The organism is Bacillus sp. SRL337, assembly GCF_984799155.1.
In genome coordinates this window covers 207,601-225,461 of record NZ_OZ481793.1, presented here as the reverse complement: position 1 = coordinate 225,461, position 17,861 = coordinate 207,601, and the positions used below count along the sequence as shown (strand labels likewise).

The 17,861-nt window shown below is 43.3% G+C and carries 17 protein-coding genes and 1 other annotated feature; of the genes, 5 read left to right on the top strand and 12 right to left on the bottom strand.

From position 1 onward, the window contains the following. Positions 1 to 38: 38 nt before the first annotated feature. The 6 genes from AC4E8A_RS01175 to AC4E8A_RS01150 form a co-directional block, all read right to left on the bottom strand. Positions 39 to 2,018, bottom strand: a complete 1,980-nt coding sequence (locus tag AC4E8A_RS01175; RefSeq protein WP_490196353.1) for an ABC transporter permease subunit — start codon at positions 2,016 to 2,018, stop codon at positions 39 to 41. A gap of 1,000 nt (positions 2,019 to 3,018) precedes the next feature. After that, the gene (locus AC4E8A_RS01170; protein WP_490196352.1) at positions 3,019 to 3,939 is read right to left on the bottom strand and encodes a DUF1002 domain-containing protein; all 921 of its coding nucleotides are present in this window, start codon (positions 3,937 to 3,939) and stop codon (positions 3,019 to 3,021) included. 59 nt (positions 3,940 to 3,998) lie between these two features. Continuing rightward, complete coding sequence (locus tag AC4E8A_RS01165; RefSeq protein WP_490196351.1) at positions 3,999 to 4,538, bottom strand: GNAT family N-acetyltransferase; 540 nt, start codon at positions 4,536 to 4,538, stop codon at positions 3,999 to 4,001. 835 nt (positions 4,539 to 5,373) lie between these two features. After that, on the bottom strand, positions 5,374 to 5,574 hold the full coding sequence (gene cspD / locus AC4E8A_RS01160; RefSeq protein WP_490196350.1) for a cold-shock protein CspD: 201 nt from the start codon (positions 5,572 to 5,574) through the stop codon (positions 5,374 to 5,376). Positions 5,575 to 5,682: 108 nt separating this feature from the next. Further along, positions 5,683 to 6,918, bottom strand: coding sequence for a tyrosine--tRNA ligase (gene tyrS, locus AC4E8A_RS01155; RefSeq protein WP_490198742.1), 1,236 nt, complete (start codon positions 6,916 to 6,918; stop codon positions 5,683 to 5,685). A gap of 277 nt (positions 6,919 to 7,195) precedes the next feature. After that, positions 7,196 to 7,406: a binding site (T-box leader), on the bottom strand. A gap of 161 nt (positions 7,407 to 7,567) precedes the next feature. Next, the gene (locus AC4E8A_RS01150) at positions 7,568 to 8,080 is read right to left on the bottom strand and encodes a CBO0543 family protein (RefSeq protein WP_490198741.1); all 513 of its coding nucleotides are present in this window, start codon (positions 8,078 to 8,080) and stop codon (positions 7,568 to 7,570) included. A 197-nt stretch (positions 8,081 to 8,277) separates the two neighbouring features. On the opposite strand from AC4E8A_RS01150, the gene liaG reads away from it, so the two are divergent. Beyond that, entirely contained in the window at positions 8,278 to 9,144 is an 867-nt protein-coding gene (liaG, locus tag AC4E8A_RS01145; protein WP_490196349.1) for a LiaG family protein, read from the top strand. 89 nt (positions 9,145 to 9,233) lie between these two features. On the opposite strand, the gene AC4E8A_RS01140 is transcribed toward liaG, so the two are convergent. The 4 genes from AC4E8A_RS01140 to AC4E8A_RS01125 all read right to left on the bottom strand — a co-directional run bounded on the left by AC4E8A_RS01140 (position 9,234) and on the right by AC4E8A_RS01125 (position 12,880). Continuing rightward, on the bottom strand, positions 9,234 to 10,124 hold the full coding sequence (locus AC4E8A_RS01140) for a glycine betaine ABC transporter substrate-binding protein (protein ID WP_490196348.1): 891 nt from the start codon (positions 10,122 to 10,124) through the stop codon (positions 9,234 to 9,236). 18 nt (positions 10,125 to 10,142) lie between these two features. Then, positions 10,143 to 10,973 (bottom strand): ABC transporter permease, encoded by an 831-nt coding sequence (locus AC4E8A_RS01135; protein ID WP_490196347.1) that lies wholly within the window; start codon positions 10,971 to 10,973, stop codon positions 10,143 to 10,145. Next, positions 10,970 to 12,169, bottom strand: coding sequence for a quaternary amine ABC transporter ATP-binding protein (locus tag AC4E8A_RS01130; RefSeq protein WP_490196346.1), 1,200 nt, complete (start codon positions 12,167 to 12,169; stop codon positions 10,970 to 10,972). The genes AC4E8A_RS01135 and AC4E8A_RS01130 overlap by 4 nt, the downstream gene beginning before the upstream one ends. A 513-nt stretch (positions 12,170 to 12,682) precedes the next feature. Continuing rightward, entirely contained in the window at positions 12,683 to 12,880 is a 198-nt protein-coding gene (locus AC4E8A_RS01125) for a hypothetical protein (RefSeq protein ID WP_490196345.1), read from the bottom strand. Positions 12,881 to 13,187: 307 nt separating this feature from the next. Between AC4E8A_RS01125 and AC4E8A_RS01120 the strand changes: the two genes are divergently transcribed. After that, a complete protein-coding gene (locus tag AC4E8A_RS01120) occupies positions 13,188 to 14,444 on the top strand; it encodes an MFS transporter (protein WP_490196344.1) in 1,257 nt (418 codons plus the stop codon). Between the two features lie 214 nt (positions 14,445 to 14,658). On the opposite strand, the gene AC4E8A_RS01115 is transcribed toward AC4E8A_RS01120, so the two are convergent. Together AC4E8A_RS01115 and AC4E8A_RS01110 are read right to left on the bottom strand one after the other, a co-directional pair. Further along, a complete protein-coding gene (locus AC4E8A_RS01115) occupies positions 14,659 to 15,300 on the bottom strand; it encodes a FusB/FusC family EF-G-binding protein (protein ID WP_490196343.1) in 642 nt (213 codons plus the stop codon). Positions 15,301 to 15,434: 134 nt separating this feature from the next. Next, on the bottom strand, positions 15,435 to 15,698 hold the full coding sequence (locus AC4E8A_RS01110; protein ID WP_490196342.1) for a CD3324 family protein: 264 nt from the start codon (positions 15,696 to 15,698) through the stop codon (positions 15,435 to 15,437). A gap of 377 nt (positions 15,699 to 16,075) precedes the next feature. Between AC4E8A_RS01110 and AC4E8A_RS01105 the strand changes: the two genes are divergently transcribed. The 3 genes from AC4E8A_RS01105 (at position 16,076) to AC4E8A_RS01095 (ending at position 17,696) form a co-directional block, all read left to right on the top strand. Next, entirely contained in the window at positions 16,076 to 16,777 is a 702-nt protein-coding gene (locus AC4E8A_RS01105; protein ID WP_490196341.1) for a Na-translocating system protein MpsC family protein, read from the top strand. Between the two features lie 202 nt (positions 16,778 to 16,979). Further along, positions 16,980 to 17,264: a hypothetical protein gene (locus AC4E8A_RS01100; protein WP_490196340.1), complete on the top strand. Its 285-nt coding sequence runs from the start codon at positions 16,980 to 16,982 to the stop codon at positions 17,262 to 17,264. 249 nt (positions 17,265 to 17,513) lie between these two features. Beyond that, positions 17,514 to 17,696 carry a hypothetical protein gene (locus tag AC4E8A_RS01095; RefSeq protein WP_490196339.1) on the top strand — a complete coding sequence of 61 codons (183 nt, stop codon included), beginning with the start codon at positions 17,514 to 17,516 and terminating at the stop codon, positions 17,694 to 17,696. Positions 17,697 to 17,861: the final 165 nt, after the last annotated feature.

Below are 17,861 nucleotides of genomic sequence, written 5' to 3'. Positions count from 1 at the left end.
TTAACGAAATGATAACCCGCTGAAACAGCGGGTTTTCGTTAGTGGTCAACCACCTTTGAAGGCGTGATGACAAAGTCTGCCGGTGTTGGTTGAAATGAAATCGGATTCTCGGATTCTCCTTTCTTCCGTTTACGCTTGACTACGTTCACGCCGACTTTCTTCTGCTGGATCTCTTTAACTCCTTGAACGATCAGCTGCATCGCAATGATGGAGATCATGAACGCCGCCAAAGGAGCCAAAACAATCGAGTAGTGACCCGTCATCAACGCATTCTTCGTCGAACTGATCAATCCGGACCATTCAAAAGTAGACGTTTTGGGGGGATCGGGCATATCTCCTCTCGTGACAATCGTTCCTCCGAGGAATAAGTGAAAAAGCCCCAGATGGACAAGGATAAACAATACCTGGATGAATTGCTGTCCAAATAAGATGAACAGCCTCGGTGCCAGGTGCGGAAAAAGATGTGTCCACAGGATATGCCTGTTGCTGCCCCCCATAAGCTTGGCATTCAAGATAAACTCATTCTTAGACAGCTCCTTCATTTCATTGCCGATTAGCACAGTCGTCAGTGGAATGACAAGAATCGTCAATATAAAAGCTTCAAACAACAATTTCTCCATCATGGAATATTGAATATCCGAGAAAGGATCCTGCCACAGTACCGGCCTCAATAAAAGGTACGCGATGATGCTTAGCGGCAGAAAATGAATGGAATCAACAATCCTGGTCATCCAGTTCTTTCTGTATTCATTAAGATAAAAATGATAATAGACCGAAAGATAAAATCCAAGAAGGACCCTGAGCAACGCAACAATCAGCGCAAAAACCAATGTATATTTTGCCCCGATGATCAATTGATCCAAGATACTGTAGCCAAAATAATCCGACCCCAGAATCATAAATTCCGACGGTTTATGTGGAGGAACACTGATCAGCTTTCCTTTTTCATCCCGGAGCCAAAGAATTTGTTCAACCGGCACTTTTGCAAAAATTGTATAAAGGATGCTGCCGGCAATCATTCCGAACAGAACGAGGAATCCGAGAGCAAACTTAGGGTTTTTCATATGCTGGCGGAATAATCTCCAAAGAGTCCCAAGATGTCCCCAAATTCTCCACTCCGACACTGGTGAACGATCTTTTTTATACTTCGAGTGATCATCTATCTCTTCCGTTCCCAGCCACGTGTAGATAAGTTGATAGAGAAAGAAAAATGGTGTGTAGATCATGATGAGGGCAGCGGCAACAGTGATCGGCCTGAAATCCTCGGCAATATAATAGGTGATCCCCCTCATGTTAAAAACGGTCTCAATGATAAACAAACTTGATAACATACCCCATAAAATAATCTTTCCATGATAAAAAACACTTGGAGAGATGTTCTTCAAAACATAAGACCGGAGGATTTTGGTTTTCCCCATCCCTTTACTGCGGGCGAACTCGATGTGGGTCTTCAGCAACTCTTCCTCTGTCATCAGAAGAAGAATCCGGTAGAATGACAGCATTGGAATGATAGAGAGTGTAATGATCGGCGCAAGATACACTTTTTCTTCACCCAAAGCACTGAACAACATTAACTCTACACCAAATGTTTTGTAGAAAAACACGATGAAAAGCTGCAATAGGAATGCCACCATCAAGTCGGGAACGGTTTCAAGGAAACCCAAGGACTTCTTGATAGGCGACATCAGCCATTTGGGCATTAACACAGTGAAATATGTAAGAATCAAAGCCAGTCCCAGTCCCACTCCCAAAGCACCGAACAAAATCTGTAATGAATAGTAATAGGGTTCAAGCAGCATGTCAATGACATCGACCTCATACCCCTTATACATATAAAACCACGTTTCCTTTCTAGGCAGCGCAACAGCAAACTTGAGAAATTCCTCCAAGTAGCCAATCCCGTTATATATTCCTCTCTCCTTGAAAGCCTGGGGAGCTATACTGACAAACACAATCCCAACGATCCCAAGAATATAATAGAATGGAATTTTGATTAACAAAGATAACTTACTCTTCATACCCACCCTCCCTTTCGTAATTATTGTAATGTTTTTGTAAAATTTATTCAATTCAAAATTTTATTTGGGAGGTGTGTCCATCTAAAATGATATCCACTGATATTCAGGTGCCCCGGTAGTTGATGTTGATGTCCTCATGGATTTTTATGACTTCATATTGAATATTCAAAACCTCCTGCTCGCTAACAAACAGCACTTCACCGCCTTTTACCCATTCCACCTCCTCATACGACCTCTATGACCGCATCGATTCCTCCTTCTCTCCCATTCCACCTCCTCATACGACCTCTATGACCTCATCGATTTCTCCTTCTCTCCCATTCCACCTCCTCATACGAACTCTATGACCGCATCGATTTCTCTTCTACTCCCATTCCACCTCCTCATACGACCTCTATGACCACATCGATTTCTCCTTCTCTCCCATTCCACCTCCTCATACGACCTCTATGACCGCATCGATTCCTCCTTCTCTCCCATTCCACCTCCTCATACGACCTCTATGACCTCATCGATTTCTCCTTCTCTCCCATTCCACCTCCTCATACGAACTCTATGACCGCATCGATTTCTCTTCTACTCCCATTCCACCTCCTCATACGACCTCTATGACCACATCGATTTCTCCTTCTCTCCCATTCCACCTCCTCATACGACCTCTATGACCTCATCGATTCCTCCTTCTCTCCCATTCCACCTCCTCATACGACCTCTATGACCTCATCGATTCCTCTTCTACGCCCATTCCACCTCCTCATAGAGAAGTGGGTTCCCGACATAACCACAAGTTCTTTTATAAAGGCTGTTCTTGTATATATTTTCCCCCTGATACTAAGTATTTTCGCTCTGAACGAAGAGAGAAGCTCTTTTCTAAAAAGGGTCTTTCCAGTTCATTACGGCACTATCTTTCGAAATAATTATCAAATAGGAACAAAGTTTACGAAAGAGCCTTTTATAAAAAGAAAAAATCCGGAAGATCACCTCCCGGATTCACAATTCTTTATTTAAATAAATCGGCAATTGATTGAAACAGGTTTTTGAAGAAGTCCAGGATTCCTTGCAGAAATCCTTTTCCTTCCTCACCCACTACGTCTTCCAATCTCTGTTTGATATCCTTTGATATATCTTCCAGCTGCCCTTTCACATTATCGAAATTGATATCGAGATTTCTCATTTTATCAAACAAGTCGATTAGCAACTGGCGATCTTCCGGACTTAATTCAATCTTTAGTTTCTTGAGCTGTTCACTGACAATCCGCTCAACATCTTCTTTTGTAGCGGGATTCTGTTCAGCAATTTCCTTTTTAATTTCTGTCAAGAGTTCACTGACCTTCTCCTGACTCATTCCTTCTTCTTTTGCCAGTTCCGTGGCAATGCCAAGCTCTTCATTGGCAACTTCCATTCGGACTGAATCCAGCTTTTCTCCGCTGACTTCATAGGCTTTATAAATGCCTGTGAGTGCAGAGTGTCCGCTGACCTTTATAGGGGAAGCTACAATGACCGTGGCGTCCTCTACTCCTGCTGTCAATAAAGCGTTGGCATACATTTCATCTGTTACTTCTGTGATATTTCCTGGAGTGGCTCTTTCAATGACAAGGCCTTCTCCTTTTTCTTTTCTTGTGATTTTAGCAGATGAAAACATTCTTGCATTTCTGTCTTCACCTTGTATATAACGGGCAAGATCTTCGCCTGTCACCGTAATTTCCTCAACCATTTCAGGGTCGTTCACATCAAGGGCTTTCCTGACTTCATCCTTTTGAGCCTCAGACAGGGATTCTCCAAGAACCACAATCGGAAGGCCGAATTTCTCATTTATACTATCCTGGTTCGTTTCATTATCGGCTGCGATGACTGTACTATTTACCACTAGACCAAAAAAGACTGCAAGAATTAAAGCGATTCTACTCCATTGCTTCACCATTCAATTAGTTCTCCTTTTTCAAAAAAGATAGCTTACAGGACCATCATATCATTTTACCTCTAATATATGTCTACTTTTTTCTTCCATTCATCCTCAAGGATGCTCATCTCCCATAAGCTCCAAAACTCATTTCCAAACCTTTGGACGTCACGTTTGAGCCCTTCCTTTTGGAAACCGGTCTTTTCATAGCATTTTATCGCTGAGTGGTTAAAGTCATAGACACCGAGACTCACCCGATGGAGTTTTTGTTCACCAAACGCCACCTTCAGGATTTCAACCATCATGCGGTTCCCGATACCTTTTCCTCGCATCGAGTCATCGCCGACCAGCACCCGGCAGACACGGGCAGACAGGTTCTTCTTGTCGATGCTTTCCAGCGAGATATGGCCGACCGCTCTTCCGGAAGCCTGCTCAACCACCTTGTAAATGTACTTTTGACTGTCTTCTTGGTTTGCTCCCGCGATATGGGAACGCAGTTTGCTGCGGGTCAGCGGATAGCCGAAGCCGCCTCCGCCCCATTGGATATATTCCCGTTCAGAGTCGAACCAGCCAATCAGCTGGTCAAAATCATGTTCCTCGAAATACTGTAATTCAATCATGAAGACACCACCTTTTTAACGTTTTAATACCCTGTTTCGTTTTGGTGACACGGGATTTTGGGTTTGAAATGCTTAGTATGAGAGAATGCTTGTGAGTCTATCGACGAGTTGGTGGTTCTATCGAAGAGTCCGCCCAGGCTACCGAAGAGTTTACTGCTTCTATCGCTGACCTTTTTTTCTATCAGTGTTGGGAATAGTGCCTCCCTATTCGCTGCCTCCATGATGCACTCTTATCTTGTATCTGATCCAAAATGTGGCTTATGAACGGTCTATGAGGCACCCTAACCCAGCTTTCAACTTAATAATGCGTCTCATGAACACTCCATGACGCACTCTTATTTCGTTTTCACCTTGGAAAATGGCTTATAAGCCCTTCATGGGACACGCTAATTTATTTTTCACTTAATAATGCGTCTCATGAACACTCCATGTCGCAATCTTATCTCGTTTTCACCCTAAAAAATGGCTTATAAGCCCTTCATGGGACACGCTAATTTATTTTTCACTTAATAATGTGTCTCATAAACACTCCATGTCGCAATCTTATCTCGTTTTCACCTTAAAAAATGGCTTATGAGCCCTTCATGGGACACGCTAATTTATTTTTCACTTAATAAAGCGTCTCATGAACACTCCATGTCGCAATCTTATCTCATTTCCAACACACAACGTGACTCATAAACACTCTATGGCACACCTTAATAACAATCCGTCTCATGCCGCCCATGAATCCTTAATCCAATCGACTTTCCCCCTATAAGCCCTCCATCCCAACCGCCACACAAAAAAACAAGCCCTCATTGAAGAGGGCTTGTTTTATAAGGTTCATTCATTATTAGAGTTTTTGGACGTTTGTCGCTTGAGGTCCACGCTGGCCTTCTTCAATATCGAAAGAAACTTCCTGGCCTTCTTCTAAGCTTTTGTAACCTTCACCTTGAATTGCTGAGAAGTGTACAAATACGTCGTCTCCGCCTTCGCGCTCGATGAATCCAAAACCTTTTTCACTGTTGAACCATTTTACTTTACCTTGTTCCATTTTACTTTTCCTCCTAATGTCTAACAAAACAAACATTTCGTTATAGTATTTTACTCAATTTATTATACCCAGCAGCTCCCGACTTAAACATGTATTACCAAATTATTTTTATTTTAGTTTGATTTTGGCGAATTTTCGTTTGCCGACCCCAATGATCAGCCCATCTGTTAGAACAGTTACAAAAGCGGGATCCTCCACTTTGCTCCCGTTGATTTTCACTCCGCCGTTGCCGATCATTCGGCGTGCTTCGCTTTTTGAGCTCATCATGTTGAGCTCCACCAACAGGTCTACAACAGGCACTTCCTTTTCTTTTTCCCATTGAACTACAGGAATATCTTCAGGAAGCGCTCCCTTTTGGAAAACGGACTTGAACTGCGATTGAGCTTTCTGGGCAGCTTCCTCTCCATGGTACATCCGGACGAGGGTACGTCCCAACAGCATCTTTGCATCCCGCGGATGAAAGCTGCCATTTTCAAGATTTTCGCTGATTTCCTTCTTTTCTTCCAACGACAAATCTGTTGTCAGTTTGAAGTATTTTACCATCAGTTCATCCGGGATGGACATCGTTTTGCCAAACATCTCATGGGGATTCTCATCGATGCCGATGTAGTTATGCTTCGACTTCGACATTTTATCTTTTCCGTCAAGGCCCTCGAGCAACGGCAGGAGCATGACCACCTGTTTTTCTTTTCCAAAGTGCTCCTGCAGTCCGCGGCCCATTAAAACATTGAAATGCTGGTCCGTCCCGCCAAGCTCTATATCACTCTCCAGGACGACTGAATCGTAGCCCTGCATCAGCGGGTAGAAGAACTCATGAAGCGAAATCGGCTTTCCGGTTGATAGTCTTTCCGAGAAATCATTGCGTTCAAGCAGCCTTGCCACAGTTATGCTTCCCGCCAAGTGGATGACATCCTCCAGATTCAATTTCTTGAGCCACTTTGAATTATAGAAAAGCTCAACTTTTTCTTGGTCGAGTACTTTTCCAAATTGCTCGAAGTATGTCGCTGCGTTATGTTTGACCTCTTCATCTGTCAGCTGCTTCCTCACTGCTGACTTCCCGGTGGGATCCCCAATTTTCCCTGTAAAATCACCAATGATTAACTGGACGATATGCCCATTCTCTTGAAACTGCCTCATTTTATTTAACACAACCGTATGACCGATATGCACATCCGGAGCAGTCGGGTCAAGACCAAGCTTGATCTTGAGCGGTGCATTTGTCACAATTGATTTCGCGATTTTCTGCTTCAGTTCGGCTTCAGGGATGATTTCCTGGGCACCTCCTGAATAGACTTCGAACTGCCTTTCTACTTCTTTTAACTGGTGTTCATTCAGGTCTTTCATCCAATCTACCACCCTGTTCTCCTCCTTTAATGTTCTTTAGAGAGCGCTGTTTCTACACTAATTCTCCTTCCTTTTACAAGCAGAACGAAGCTGGACGGCCAGCGACTATGAGGTTTCGGTGTTTCTCCTGACCACCTTAGCCCCACAGCCCAGTGCGAGCTTCCTTTCTGACTCCCGTGACGCTGAACCGCCTCTTCTGCTTTTATTCAACTGAGGGATGCCCGAGGCCTGCCGGCAGCGGAAATCCATTTTTCCAAAATAAAAAACCACATCCCAAAAAAGGGACGTGGTTTTGCACGCGGTACCACCCTCGTTGAAGATTTCTCTTCCACTCAAAGAATTAACGGCTCATCCGTCCTTTGCTACTGCAAGTTCGCAAAGAAAGCTCGAGGAGGTAATTCACAGCCACCTGTATACCAGCTTCCACCAGCCGCCGGCTCTCTGAGATAGGGAGATGATCTGCTACTTATTCCTGTCAACGCTGAAATATAAATTAGAAACAGTTTACCGGATGCCGCTGGAAAATACAAGAAGTTTTTTATTTTCGTTTATCTTTTTGCTTTTTTAAATACAGCCCCATCAAAACATAGGTACCTATCCATAAAACGAGAAATACCGGGAGACTCAAGATTGACATAAAGAACACCTTCTATTTCATGTCCTCAAGCGACGGATGAAACATCAGCAGTAAAATAGCAATGACCGGTACAGAAATAATTAGTGCGAGCAGCTTATTTTTATGATGCAGCCTGAGCATGACAAACATGATGACATTAAAAACCAGCGACCAGCTCACATTCCACCCATTTTCATAAATAAACAAGCCTCTTTTATAAAAGATATATTCAAGGAAAGTGAAATACGCAATCCAAATCAACGAATATACAAATTTTTTCTTTCCTAGAGGATAGAAGCGCAAGTAAATCATGATGACAATTGGCAGTATAAAATAGGAAAATGTCAGTTCTATCAGAGTGTGGTTCAACCATTCCACCGTCACTGCTTTGTATTCCCATAGCGTATGATTGTAGAACAAAAAGTTATATGTAAGGTTACAGATCAAATAATACTGGACGGTGGGGTAATACTCCTTCCAACGCTTCCAGTCCACAAACAGGACAGCAAAAAGTAAATATACAATGACAACAAGCAGTAAGTACATAGCCACTCACATTCTCCGGTTTTTGCTTTCATTCTGCCACTTACAGGCACTTTTTATAACACTTCCCTTTCCTTTCGGCAAAATCTCTTCTACGTCTCTGGTCTTACTGCAAAATAAACCGCCGGTGTCATTGTATAAACCTGGTAAACACAATAAGATGGAAATATAGAAAACGATACAGAAACGAGGGAATAAACTTGAAAAATATATTTGCAATTATCATTGCGGCCATGGTCGTCGGATCTGTCTTCATCATTCTCAACGATAATACCTCTTTATTTGCCTCTGGAAAAAAGACAGGGGAAAACAGTGTTGCTGTCGTTGAGGACATAGATAATATTGAAATTGATGTCGCCAGCAGCAATACCGTTGTCATACCGCAAGACCGGAATGATGTGGAAGCAGAACTTGAAGGAAAAGGGAACTTGATTGTCAGTTCCAAGGGGAATGATATCCGGGTCGAAGTGAAACGTAAATGGTTCAGCTGGATCTCATTCAATCAAAAATCAGAGCTGACTGTATATATCCCCGAGAATTTCGACCGGGATATGGACATTAATATTGGTTCGGGCAGTCTTGAATTTGGAGGACCGTCCTCTTCCCATCCAATGGCGCTTGATACATTAAGAACAGACATGAGTTCAGGAAATCTTGAGCTGACTGACATCAAAACGGATAAGTATATTCATAACGGATCATCCGGAAGCCTGACAGCCGATCGTTTCATCACCAGAGAAGGCATCATTGATATCAGTTCAGGCGATGTGAAACTTTATGACTATACCGGCCCTTTGAAAGGAGAGCTTTCATCTGGGGAAATGGAAGTCGAAATCAAGGAACTGAAAGGTGATATCAGCTTTGACCTAAGTTCAGGCGATGTGGGGCTCGACCTGCCGGATGATGCGGATTTCAAGCTCACCGGTGAAGCAAGCAGCGGCAGCATTTCCAGTGAGTTCCCGCTTGCCAATCAAAAAACGGACGGCGGCGATATCTCGGGTACACACGGATCCGGAAAATATAACATCGACGTGTCTGTATCAAGCGGCGACGTGGAAATTTATTGATGCTTTACCCCTTTAACGCAGTGGGGGACTGTCCCCCACTGCGTTAAAGCACTGAAGAGGACCTTGCCTCAGGCAAGGTCCTCTTCAGTTTATTTACCCTTCATTTCTTTTACTTGTTCCTGATGATTATCAATCCAATCCTGAGCCACTTTTTCAGCATCTTGCCCTTCGTCAATCTTGACGATCATTTCTTCGATGTCTTCTACCGGCATCTTCCACTTGCTCAGGAATTCATAAGCTTCGGCTGCCTTATCTTTTAGCTCATTGTTCGTAATGACATGGACTTCAGACGTTTGGAAGTATTCCTCAGGGCTTTTTAATACTTTTAAGTCGTAATTGACAAACATAGGATGCGGACGCCACCCCAAGAACAGCACGGGCTCTTCATTTTCCATCATCCGCTGCGCCTGAGCCAGCATTCCGCCTTCACTGGAGGCGACATATTCCAGGTCCAATCCTAATTTATCAATCATTTCCCTGGAGGTGACCGTCATGCCGGCACCTTCCTCAATTCCATAAATTTTACCGCCGAACAAATCTTCTTTTCCTTTGATATCCTCGACAGATTCAATCCCTTCTGCATAAGCAGGGATGACCCACCCAAGCTCTCCTTCTTTATAGCTGACTGCGGTATCATCAAGCTTATCTCCGTACTTTTCCATGTAGTTGGCATGCATGACAGGGAGCCAGGCATCCATAAACACGTCCAAATCGCCTCTCGCCAAACCAGTATAGACCCCGCCGGCATCCGCCTTGGTTTCATTGACCGTGTACCCCATGTCTTCAAGAATCAGTTTAGCAACCTTAGTTGGCGGCACAGTACTTGTCCAAGGTGTCACGCCGAAATTGACGGTGACTCCTTCATTATTGCCCCCATTTTGTTCGGCATTATCTTCTCCCTCGTCATTCGCACCCGTTCCACAGCCGATCAGCATAAAAGCAGCAATCAGCAGGATGAAGGCAATCCTCCATTTATTCATAACCATGCACTCCTCTCATTATTTTTTCTGGCCGAGCCCCTGCGTAATCCGGTCAAGAATGATAGCCAAAACAACAATCCCCAGACCGCCAACCAAGCCCAATCCTACGTTTACGCTTGATATACCGGCTAAAACAGTGGAACCAAGCCCTGGAGCCCCAATCATCGAGGCAATAACAGCCATCGACAAAGCCAGCATGATCGTTTGGTTGATTCCAGCCATTATGGTAGGAATCGCCACTGGAAGCTGAACCTTTGTCAGCATCTGCCATGATGTAGAGCCGAACGCCTTCGCAGCTTCTACCATATCTGCCGGAACCTGTCTGATCGCCAGACTTGTCATCCTGACAGCCGGCGGTGTAGCAAAGACAAATGTAGATATGACAGCCGGCACTTCACCCAAGCCAAACAGCAGGATGGCAGGAATGAGGTAAACAAAGCTGGGCAGCGTCTGCATAAAGTCAAGAATCGGGCGGACAACTTTATCGAGTGCCTCTGATTTGGCCGCCAAGATCCCCAGCGGTACACCAAGGATAATCGAGAATAGTGTGGCGACCACCACAACCGCCAATGTCAGCATCGCATCCTCCCAGAGATCGACCGAGCCAAGATAAAAGACACCTATCAAGGTAAAGAGGGCGACTCCTTTTCCGGCAAATTTCCAAGCAAGGAGAATGAAAATAATCGACATGACCTCTGCCGGGATCCAGGTGAAAATATCTGCCACTCCATTTATAAAAAACGAAATAATACCGCTGATGGCTTCAAAGAAACCTCCCAGGACAGGAATCAGCCATTCATAAACAAAATCATTTGTCCATTTTTCCAATGGCAATGTAAAATAATTCACTCTGCCGTCACCTCACTTTGTTCTTTACCTAATACAAGTCCCGATAGAATCGAAACCCTGACGATGATCCCCATGAGTTTTTTGTCCTCTACGACAGCAATCGGGTATCTGGACTCTGCTGCCACACCGATAAGATCACTCAGCGGGGTCTGAGGATCTGTTGTAAAATAATCCTGCTCCAGAACATCTTCCACCCATTTATTCTCCTTGTAGGCCTGGATCGCTGAGTCAATTGTTAGAATTCCCTTGAGGTTTTTGTCTTTATCCACTACAAAGATACTGGATAACCCCGCATCCTCCATCTTTTTCACTGCCATTCGCGGTCCATCTTTCCAAGTTGTCACAACATCAGGCTTTTTCATGACATTTTCAGCAACAAGAACTTTTGAGCGGTCGACATCTTCCACAAAATTATAAACATATTCATTAGCCGGGTTCTCGAGGATTTCTTCAGCCGTGCCAATCTGGACAATCGATCCATTTTTCATAATGGCAATCCTATCCCCGAGTTTCAGTGCCTCATCAAGGTCGTGTGTAATAAACAGAATGGTTTTCCCCAGTTTGCTTTGCAGATGCAGAAGCTCATCCTGCATTTCCTTTCTGATAAGGGGATCCAAAGCACTGAAGGCTTCATCCATCAGCAGGATGTCCGAGTCATTGGCAAGGGCCCTCGCAAGACCAACCCTTTGCTGCATGCCGCCGCTGAGTTGATCGGGATAACTCTCTTCGTATCCTTTCAACCCGACATCATGAATCGACTGAAGGGCTTTTTTAGCTCGCTCTTCTTTGGCGATCCCTTGAATCTCCAGGCCGTATTCCACGTTGTCTTGAACCGTCCTGTGAGGAAACAATGCGAACTTCTGGAAGACCATCGAAAGTTTTTTTCGGCGGGTGAGCATTAAATCCGTCTTGGTCATTTCCGTAATATTATGGCCGTCAATCAGAACCTCGCCAGCAGTGGGTTCAATCAGCCTGTTCACCAACCTGATCAGGGTCGATTTACCACTGCCTGAGAGACCCATAATCACAAAAAATTCACCAGGTTTCACTTGGAATGAAGCATTGTTCACACCTACCGTCATGCCGGTCTCTTCTAAAATTTTCTCCTTTTCCTGCCCCTCCTTTAATCGTTTAAGTCCTTCTTTAGGGTTCGATCCAAACACCTTTGTAATGTTGTTGACTTCTATCTTATACATAAGCATGTCTCCTTTAATAAACTCTCTAAGACTACTATTTGTCATTTCACCCATTTCATACTTCCCTGGATGTTTATTTTGATTTAAAACACTGCACCTCACACCCTGATTGTCCTTGTTTTGAAGTATAAACTGGCATTTATCCGGCGAAATGGCGGACCATTTCACCAAAAAACATCAGTTTAAATTTCACAAAAAAGGTCAGTGGCAGATGCCTCTGACCCATCTTCTTTGAGGGATTTTCGTTTATTTTTGAAAGAGGTAAGGGAATTTCATCTCCAGATGCACAAATCCGCGGGCGGTGAACCAAAAAGCGAAGCGTCTGTTCAGCGGCGTACGAATTGGAGGATGTGTCTTCTTCCATCTTGAGGCATTGGGTACTTTCAATTAAGCTGATTCATTGGCCAAAAAAGGAGTGCCAAACTCTATGTGATTTGGCACTCCTTTTTAAAAGTGTTTCGTTCAATACTCAGAAAGAGACCCGTTACTCACACCCGGCCCTTTGATTCAATCTTATCTGTCATCTGCACTGTTCCAGGTCTTTCCATCTGTCGAATTGCGCACAGAGTACCTTTCAGCTGTCGTCAATTCTTCTGCCGTCATACCCGGCATCACCCCCAGCTCCGTATCCATCACATCATTAACAATCGCGGGGTTATTCGTTTCCCTCCGTATCGACTGCAGCTGTTCTTTCGCCCTGTTTCTTTTCATAAACATCACCTTCCTTTGAATATGTTGTTATAGGTTTCCTCAGGCAGGTGTTGCTATTCATGGTGACAGGCACGCCCCGGTTTCTGTCGAATTTTATCCGACTTTAGAACCTAGTTCCATATACCTCCCTTCTCAATTGAGAAGGTAAATATATTTAACTGTTTTTTACAATTTATCTTGCCAGCTGAAAAGCAAAAAAGTACAATCAATCAGGATATTTGTTAAGGGCATTTTTCCGTCATGCCATTGCGGGCTGTGCCCAACTGATCTATTCATTTTAAATGTAAAAAAGAGGAGAGCTGTACGCTTGAAGTTAAATAGTAATGAAAAACTCAGCATTTACAATGGAGTTGCTTCTACCGTTTCAACAAATGCTGTGAATGGATATATCCCGTTGTTTGCCATTGGTGTCCTGGGTGCGAGTAACACGCAGATGGGACTGATCACCTCGCTTCCGTCCATTATAGGAATGTTTGCCTTGATTCCAGGAGCCCTGTGGCTGAACCGGGTAAAAAGCAAGAAAAATTTTGCCGTGGCCTCAACCTTTGCAACGAGACTGTTGTTCATGCTTATTTTGTTTGTGCCGTTTATGTCGCCTCGGTATGCTCCTTGGGCCCTTGTCGCATTAATAGCATTATTGAATTTCCCGGGCGCCCTTTCAGGATTGTCCTGGCAGTCAATGATCGGTGACCTTGTACCGGAAGATAGGAGAGGAAACTTCTTCAGTTCTAGAAACAGATGGATGACCATCACTGCAATGGTTGTGACATTTTCAACCGGATTTTTCCTTGAACAGTTTAACGAAAACAGTGTATTCCCTTATCAAATTCTATTTATCTTCGGGTTTGGATTTGCCTTGCTGGAAGTATTTTATTTGGTTAAGCATAAAGATGCACCTGCCAAACAGGCTGCTTTAGAGGAAGAAAACGTTCAAAAAAAGAGATTTTCACTCCAAGTGTTCAAACATAAGCCATATCTTGCCTTTATCATTTGTGCCCTGCTGTTTAACTTCGGAGCACAAATGGGCTGGTCGATCTTCAGTATCTATCAGATCAAGGAAGCCCATGCGACCGCCCTTTGGTTCAGCATGTTTTCCGTCACAAACCAGCTATCTCAAATTGTCAGTATTAAATGGTGGGCAAAGTTTGCAGACAAATATGGCAACACGATGATGCTTTTCGTTGCAGCTGCAGGAATGGCGACCGCACCTGCCTTGATGATCGTTTCAACCAACCTGTACTATATCACCATCATCAACCTGTGGATCGGAATTTTCGTAGCAGGCACAAACCTGCTGTTGTTCAACCAACTGCTTAATTCCTCACCGCAGAAACAGCTGACCACCTATATTGCAAACTATAACTTCCTGCTGGCCATCATCGGGTTTCTTGCACCACAATTCGGTGTCCTGCTACTGAACCATTTCGGAATGGGCAGTGCCATGATTCTGACAGCTTCCGTACGGATGATGGGTGCCTTGGCCTTCCTTTTCGTCGCCTTGAAACTCCTTGCCCGTGACAGGAACGACCCGAAAAAGGTCGAATGGGCAGCTGAACATTCGTAATATGGGACTTACGCGATGGCCTCTGGGATCATCGTTTTTTTCTGATTTGGCGGGCATTGTATCGGCGGTCTACGGCTATATCAGGGATTCCTGAAGCTTATCGGCTGTTATGAGGATCTATCGCCGCCCTCCACTCTCATCATCTAATTCGAAATATATAAGAAAAGCGCGCTCTTAAAGAGCGCGCTTTCGTTCCACTCATATTCAATTTAGACTACAAATCCCTCAAATGTTCAATGAATTCATGAAGCTTTTCTTCGCTTTGCAGGTTTTGGTTGCACACTTGGCTGTCCTGGCAGATGTAATTTCCGCGGTTTTTGAAGGTGCCGTTTGCAGCAGGCTTCGATTCAGTAATGAACATTCCGACATCCCCTATCGAGTTGCAAATCGAGCAGACCCCTTTTTGGCTGTGATTTCTGAATGTGCCCCTGATGCCCGTCAACTTGCCTTCGATATCCGTAACAATATACCTTCTCTCCTGGCCTATATCATTCCAGCCAAGATAAGTAATCTCTTTAAGGTCTATATTTTCAAGGTCGGGAAGTTTCAGTTTTTTCACCTTCGGAAACAGCTTCTGCAGTGCTTTTTCAGAGACACCCCGGAAAGGAATCACCAATGGCTTTAATCTTGCCAGAAAAACTTCCGCATCCTGCTTATCTTTAATCGATGCGATTGGTTCCAGCAATTCCCTCTGTTCCTGAGTGGGGTCTGGAATGAGGCTGATCACCTTTTCGAGTGCCAATGCCGTCAGTGCTTTAAGGACATTGGGATCACTTGCATTGGAACGGCCGTTAATCAAGACCTTTGTCTGCGCTTTAATGAAGTTATACTGGTCGTTTTTTATAAAAGGTTCCATCTTCATTACTCCTTTTAAAGACTTCTCTTTCATTGTAGAATATCCATGGCGGGAAGACTATGCCGAAAATGATTGTAAAAAGAACGCGCCATACAAAAAGCACTGCGGACGCATCGGCAGTGCTTTCTCAGATGTCATTTTGTGTACACGATTTTCTTGATTGTTTCAGGGGAAAGAAAGTACTCCTCTGCCAGCTTCTCAATCCCGCATCCGCTTTGGAATGCTTCTTTAATGGTGCTGTTCCGTTCCTGGATATGCTTCCTTCCTCCTGAACGGGAACCCCACTTATGATAAGAAGATTTGGGTTTGGGAATGTAGATTGATTCTCCCTGCACATATTTCTGGATTTCCCTGAGCAGATTCTCAGGCAATAAATCATTAGCTTTTGCAGCTTTCAATTCAGCCAGCCCCTTATTATTTTTTGATCAAAATGATAAGGTGCAAAGCCTGATTAATCAGAAATGTGAAAGCTTGCCTGGGCGATTACGAGAACGAAATTCACCCCATGCAAAGGATCGCCTTCCAACTAACAGGCTTTGCATGAGTCACTGCAGAATCTGACAATGAATGGATCTTTGTCATTTCTACCACCTCCTTCAGAGTCACTTTCCGTTTATCCATTATCTGTTAGCATATGTGTCCATTATAAAAGAATTACACCTTGAAAATAAAGTATAAAACATTCTCATTTGTAGACTTTAAGGAACATTGAACGGTTTTGTTTTATCCTACTTCGGGAAAAGAATAAGGAATAATTTAATTAGCGAGGTATTTTATGGTAAAGACAAATCTAGAGAAGAATATTTCCAGCTATATTGGCCGCTTGCTGCGGGAACACTTTGGCCGCGGACCAGGAAATGTAATCTGTACGGTTTCTGGTCCTTATGTAGTAGTGCATATAACAAGTTTTTTATCTCCTATGGAAAAGTCTTTAATGGAAAATGATCAGACAGTCTATGTGGAGAAAATAAGAGATCTGATGGTGGAAAGTCTGACTAAAGACATTACAGCCTATATTGAAATGAATTCGGGTCAGCATGTTTCCGAATTTTATTATGATTGGGAACTTCAGAATCAGACAGGAATGATGATTGCCGTCATGTCATCTTCTGATGAAGAACACCCGCTTCCGCCATTGGATGAGTATCAAAACAGCGATGCAGTCATTCATGAAATCGATAAAATAAGTGAAGAGGTACAGAAGAAACCCGAGAAGACATACTCGATCATGCTCAATTCCCGAAGTTTGCTGATCATTCGGGAAGGGATATTCATCAGCCTTGAAAAAGAACTGATCAGGCTCGGGTTTCAAGAAACATTACGGATAGCCAAACGAAACCTTGAAAAGAGGGCCATTTCAGAATCTACGGGCCGATTTGAAGACAGTCTGGGCTCTGAATTAACGGACTTCTTTGTGGACTGGAGCTTCGATAATGATAAAAGCGTCATTCTTTTTAACCTCACACCTTCTAAATAAACCCTACACTATTCATACCGTTCATGTTATCATGGAAAGGAAATCAGCTATTTTAACAGAAGATCTAATTCTGATAGCAATGAATGGGCATAGAACCGGACATAAGTCAGAAGAGGAGGGATATGCCTTCTTTTCTGACTTTTTTAGTTTCCATAAATTAGTAAATATAATTTTTCACTAAAAAGGATGAGGATATAATAGGATGAATATCAACCGATTATCGCTGAAAGAGCAAGAACTTCTGACTTGCATAGATACCTATATTGAACAAATACATAAGCAAAGCGAGCAGCCTGCAACAATAAAAAGGAACGACTTAGAGGAGCATATTGAGTCTAAAGCTGAAATGCTGTCCTTCCAATTTAAAAAAGAGGCTGCTTCTATCCAAACCTACTATACTTTCTTCCTGGAGCAACAGGATGTTCAAGTAGAATTATTTTATCGCTATCAGAATTATTATACACGGCACAGTATCAAACCTTTATAATACAAAACTCGTTGAGACCCACAAATTGCAAGGTGTTGGCGGTACAATTTGCATTGCATTTTGTATCGCCTTTTTTATTCCTATACCGATGATTTTTGCAAATTTCCGTTTGAAATATATGCGGGGTACAACTCGGTCTACATTTTGTCTGCAAATTAACGGCTGAGCCGTTAATGCCTTCAGTTGATGATGATGAACTGCCAGGATGTTCCTTTAAAGGAGTTTTTATAGAGAGGTAAGTGATTACTTTTGAACGTTATCATGAGGGTTTTGTTAAGTGTAATGGTTTGTATGATTCTAATAGTAATTGTTGATTACTACGTTGGAGGAGGATTCCTGAAGTACCTCCTAATAGGTTTGGGTGCAGCTGGAATTTCATTATTTAACGAAAAGCAGAACCTTAAGTTAGGGAAAAATAAGGTAGTAAAGTAACAGGTGATTTAATTTCATAGTACATCAAAAAGAGGCGCTCCGATTTTTTGGCTGCGCCTCTTTTTTGTGCGATTTGCCATTCATTCCCCGCTTCGAAACTGCCTGCGAAATGAATGGCAAATATGCTATTTCTCTCTCAACCGAACCGCTTAGCCTAATACAGAA

Bases quoted from the DNA above. Each gene is read 5' to 3' on its own strand.
- AC4E8A_RS01100 (WP_490196340.1), top strand. From the start codon at position 16,980: ATGAATATCAACCGATTATCGCTGAAAGAGCAAGAACTTCTGACTTGC.
- AC4E8A_RS01130 (WP_490196346.1), bottom strand. From the start codon at position 12,169: ATGTATAAGATAGAAGTCAACAACATTACAAAGGTGTTTGGATCGAAC.
- AC4E8A_RS01170 (WP_490196352.1), bottom strand. From the start codon at position 3,939: ATGGTGAAGCAATGGAGTAGAATCGCTTTAATTCTTGCAGTCTTTTTT.
- AC4E8A_RS01150 (WP_490198741.1), bottom strand. From the start codon at position 8,080: ATGTACTTACTGCTTGTTGTCATTGTATATTTACTTTTTGCTGTCCTG.
- AC4E8A_RS01175 (WP_490196353.1), bottom strand. From the start codon at position 2,018: ATGAAGAGTAAGTTATCTTTGTTAATCAAAATTCCATTCTATTATATT.
- AC4E8A_RS01165 (WP_490196351.1), bottom strand. From the start codon at position 4,538: ATGATTGAATTACAGTATTTCGAGGAACATGATTTTGACCAGCTGATT.
- AC4E8A_RS01125 (WP_490196345.1), bottom strand. From the start codon at position 12,880: ATGAAAAGAAACAGGGCGAAAGAACAGCTGCAGTCGATACGGAGGGAA.
- tyrS (WP_490198742.1), bottom strand. From the start codon at position 6,918: ATGAAAGACCTGAATGAACACCAGTTAAAAGAAGTAGAAAGGCAGTTC.
- AC4E8A_RS01140 (WP_490196348.1), bottom strand. From the start codon at position 10,124: ATGAATAAATGGAGGATTGCCTTCATCCTGCTGATTGCTGCTTTTATG.
- AC4E8A_RS01115 (WP_490196343.1), bottom strand. From the start codon at position 15,300: ATGGAACCTTTTATAAAAAACGACCAGTATAACTTCATTAAAGCGCAG.
- cspD (WP_490196350.1), bottom strand. From the start codon at position 5,574: ATGGAACAAGGTAAAGTAAAATGGTTCAACAGTGAAAAAGGTTTTGGA.
- AC4E8A_RS01105 (WP_490196341.1), top strand. From the start codon at position 16,076: ATGGTAAAGACAAATCTAGAGAAGAATATTTCCAGCTATATTGGCCGC.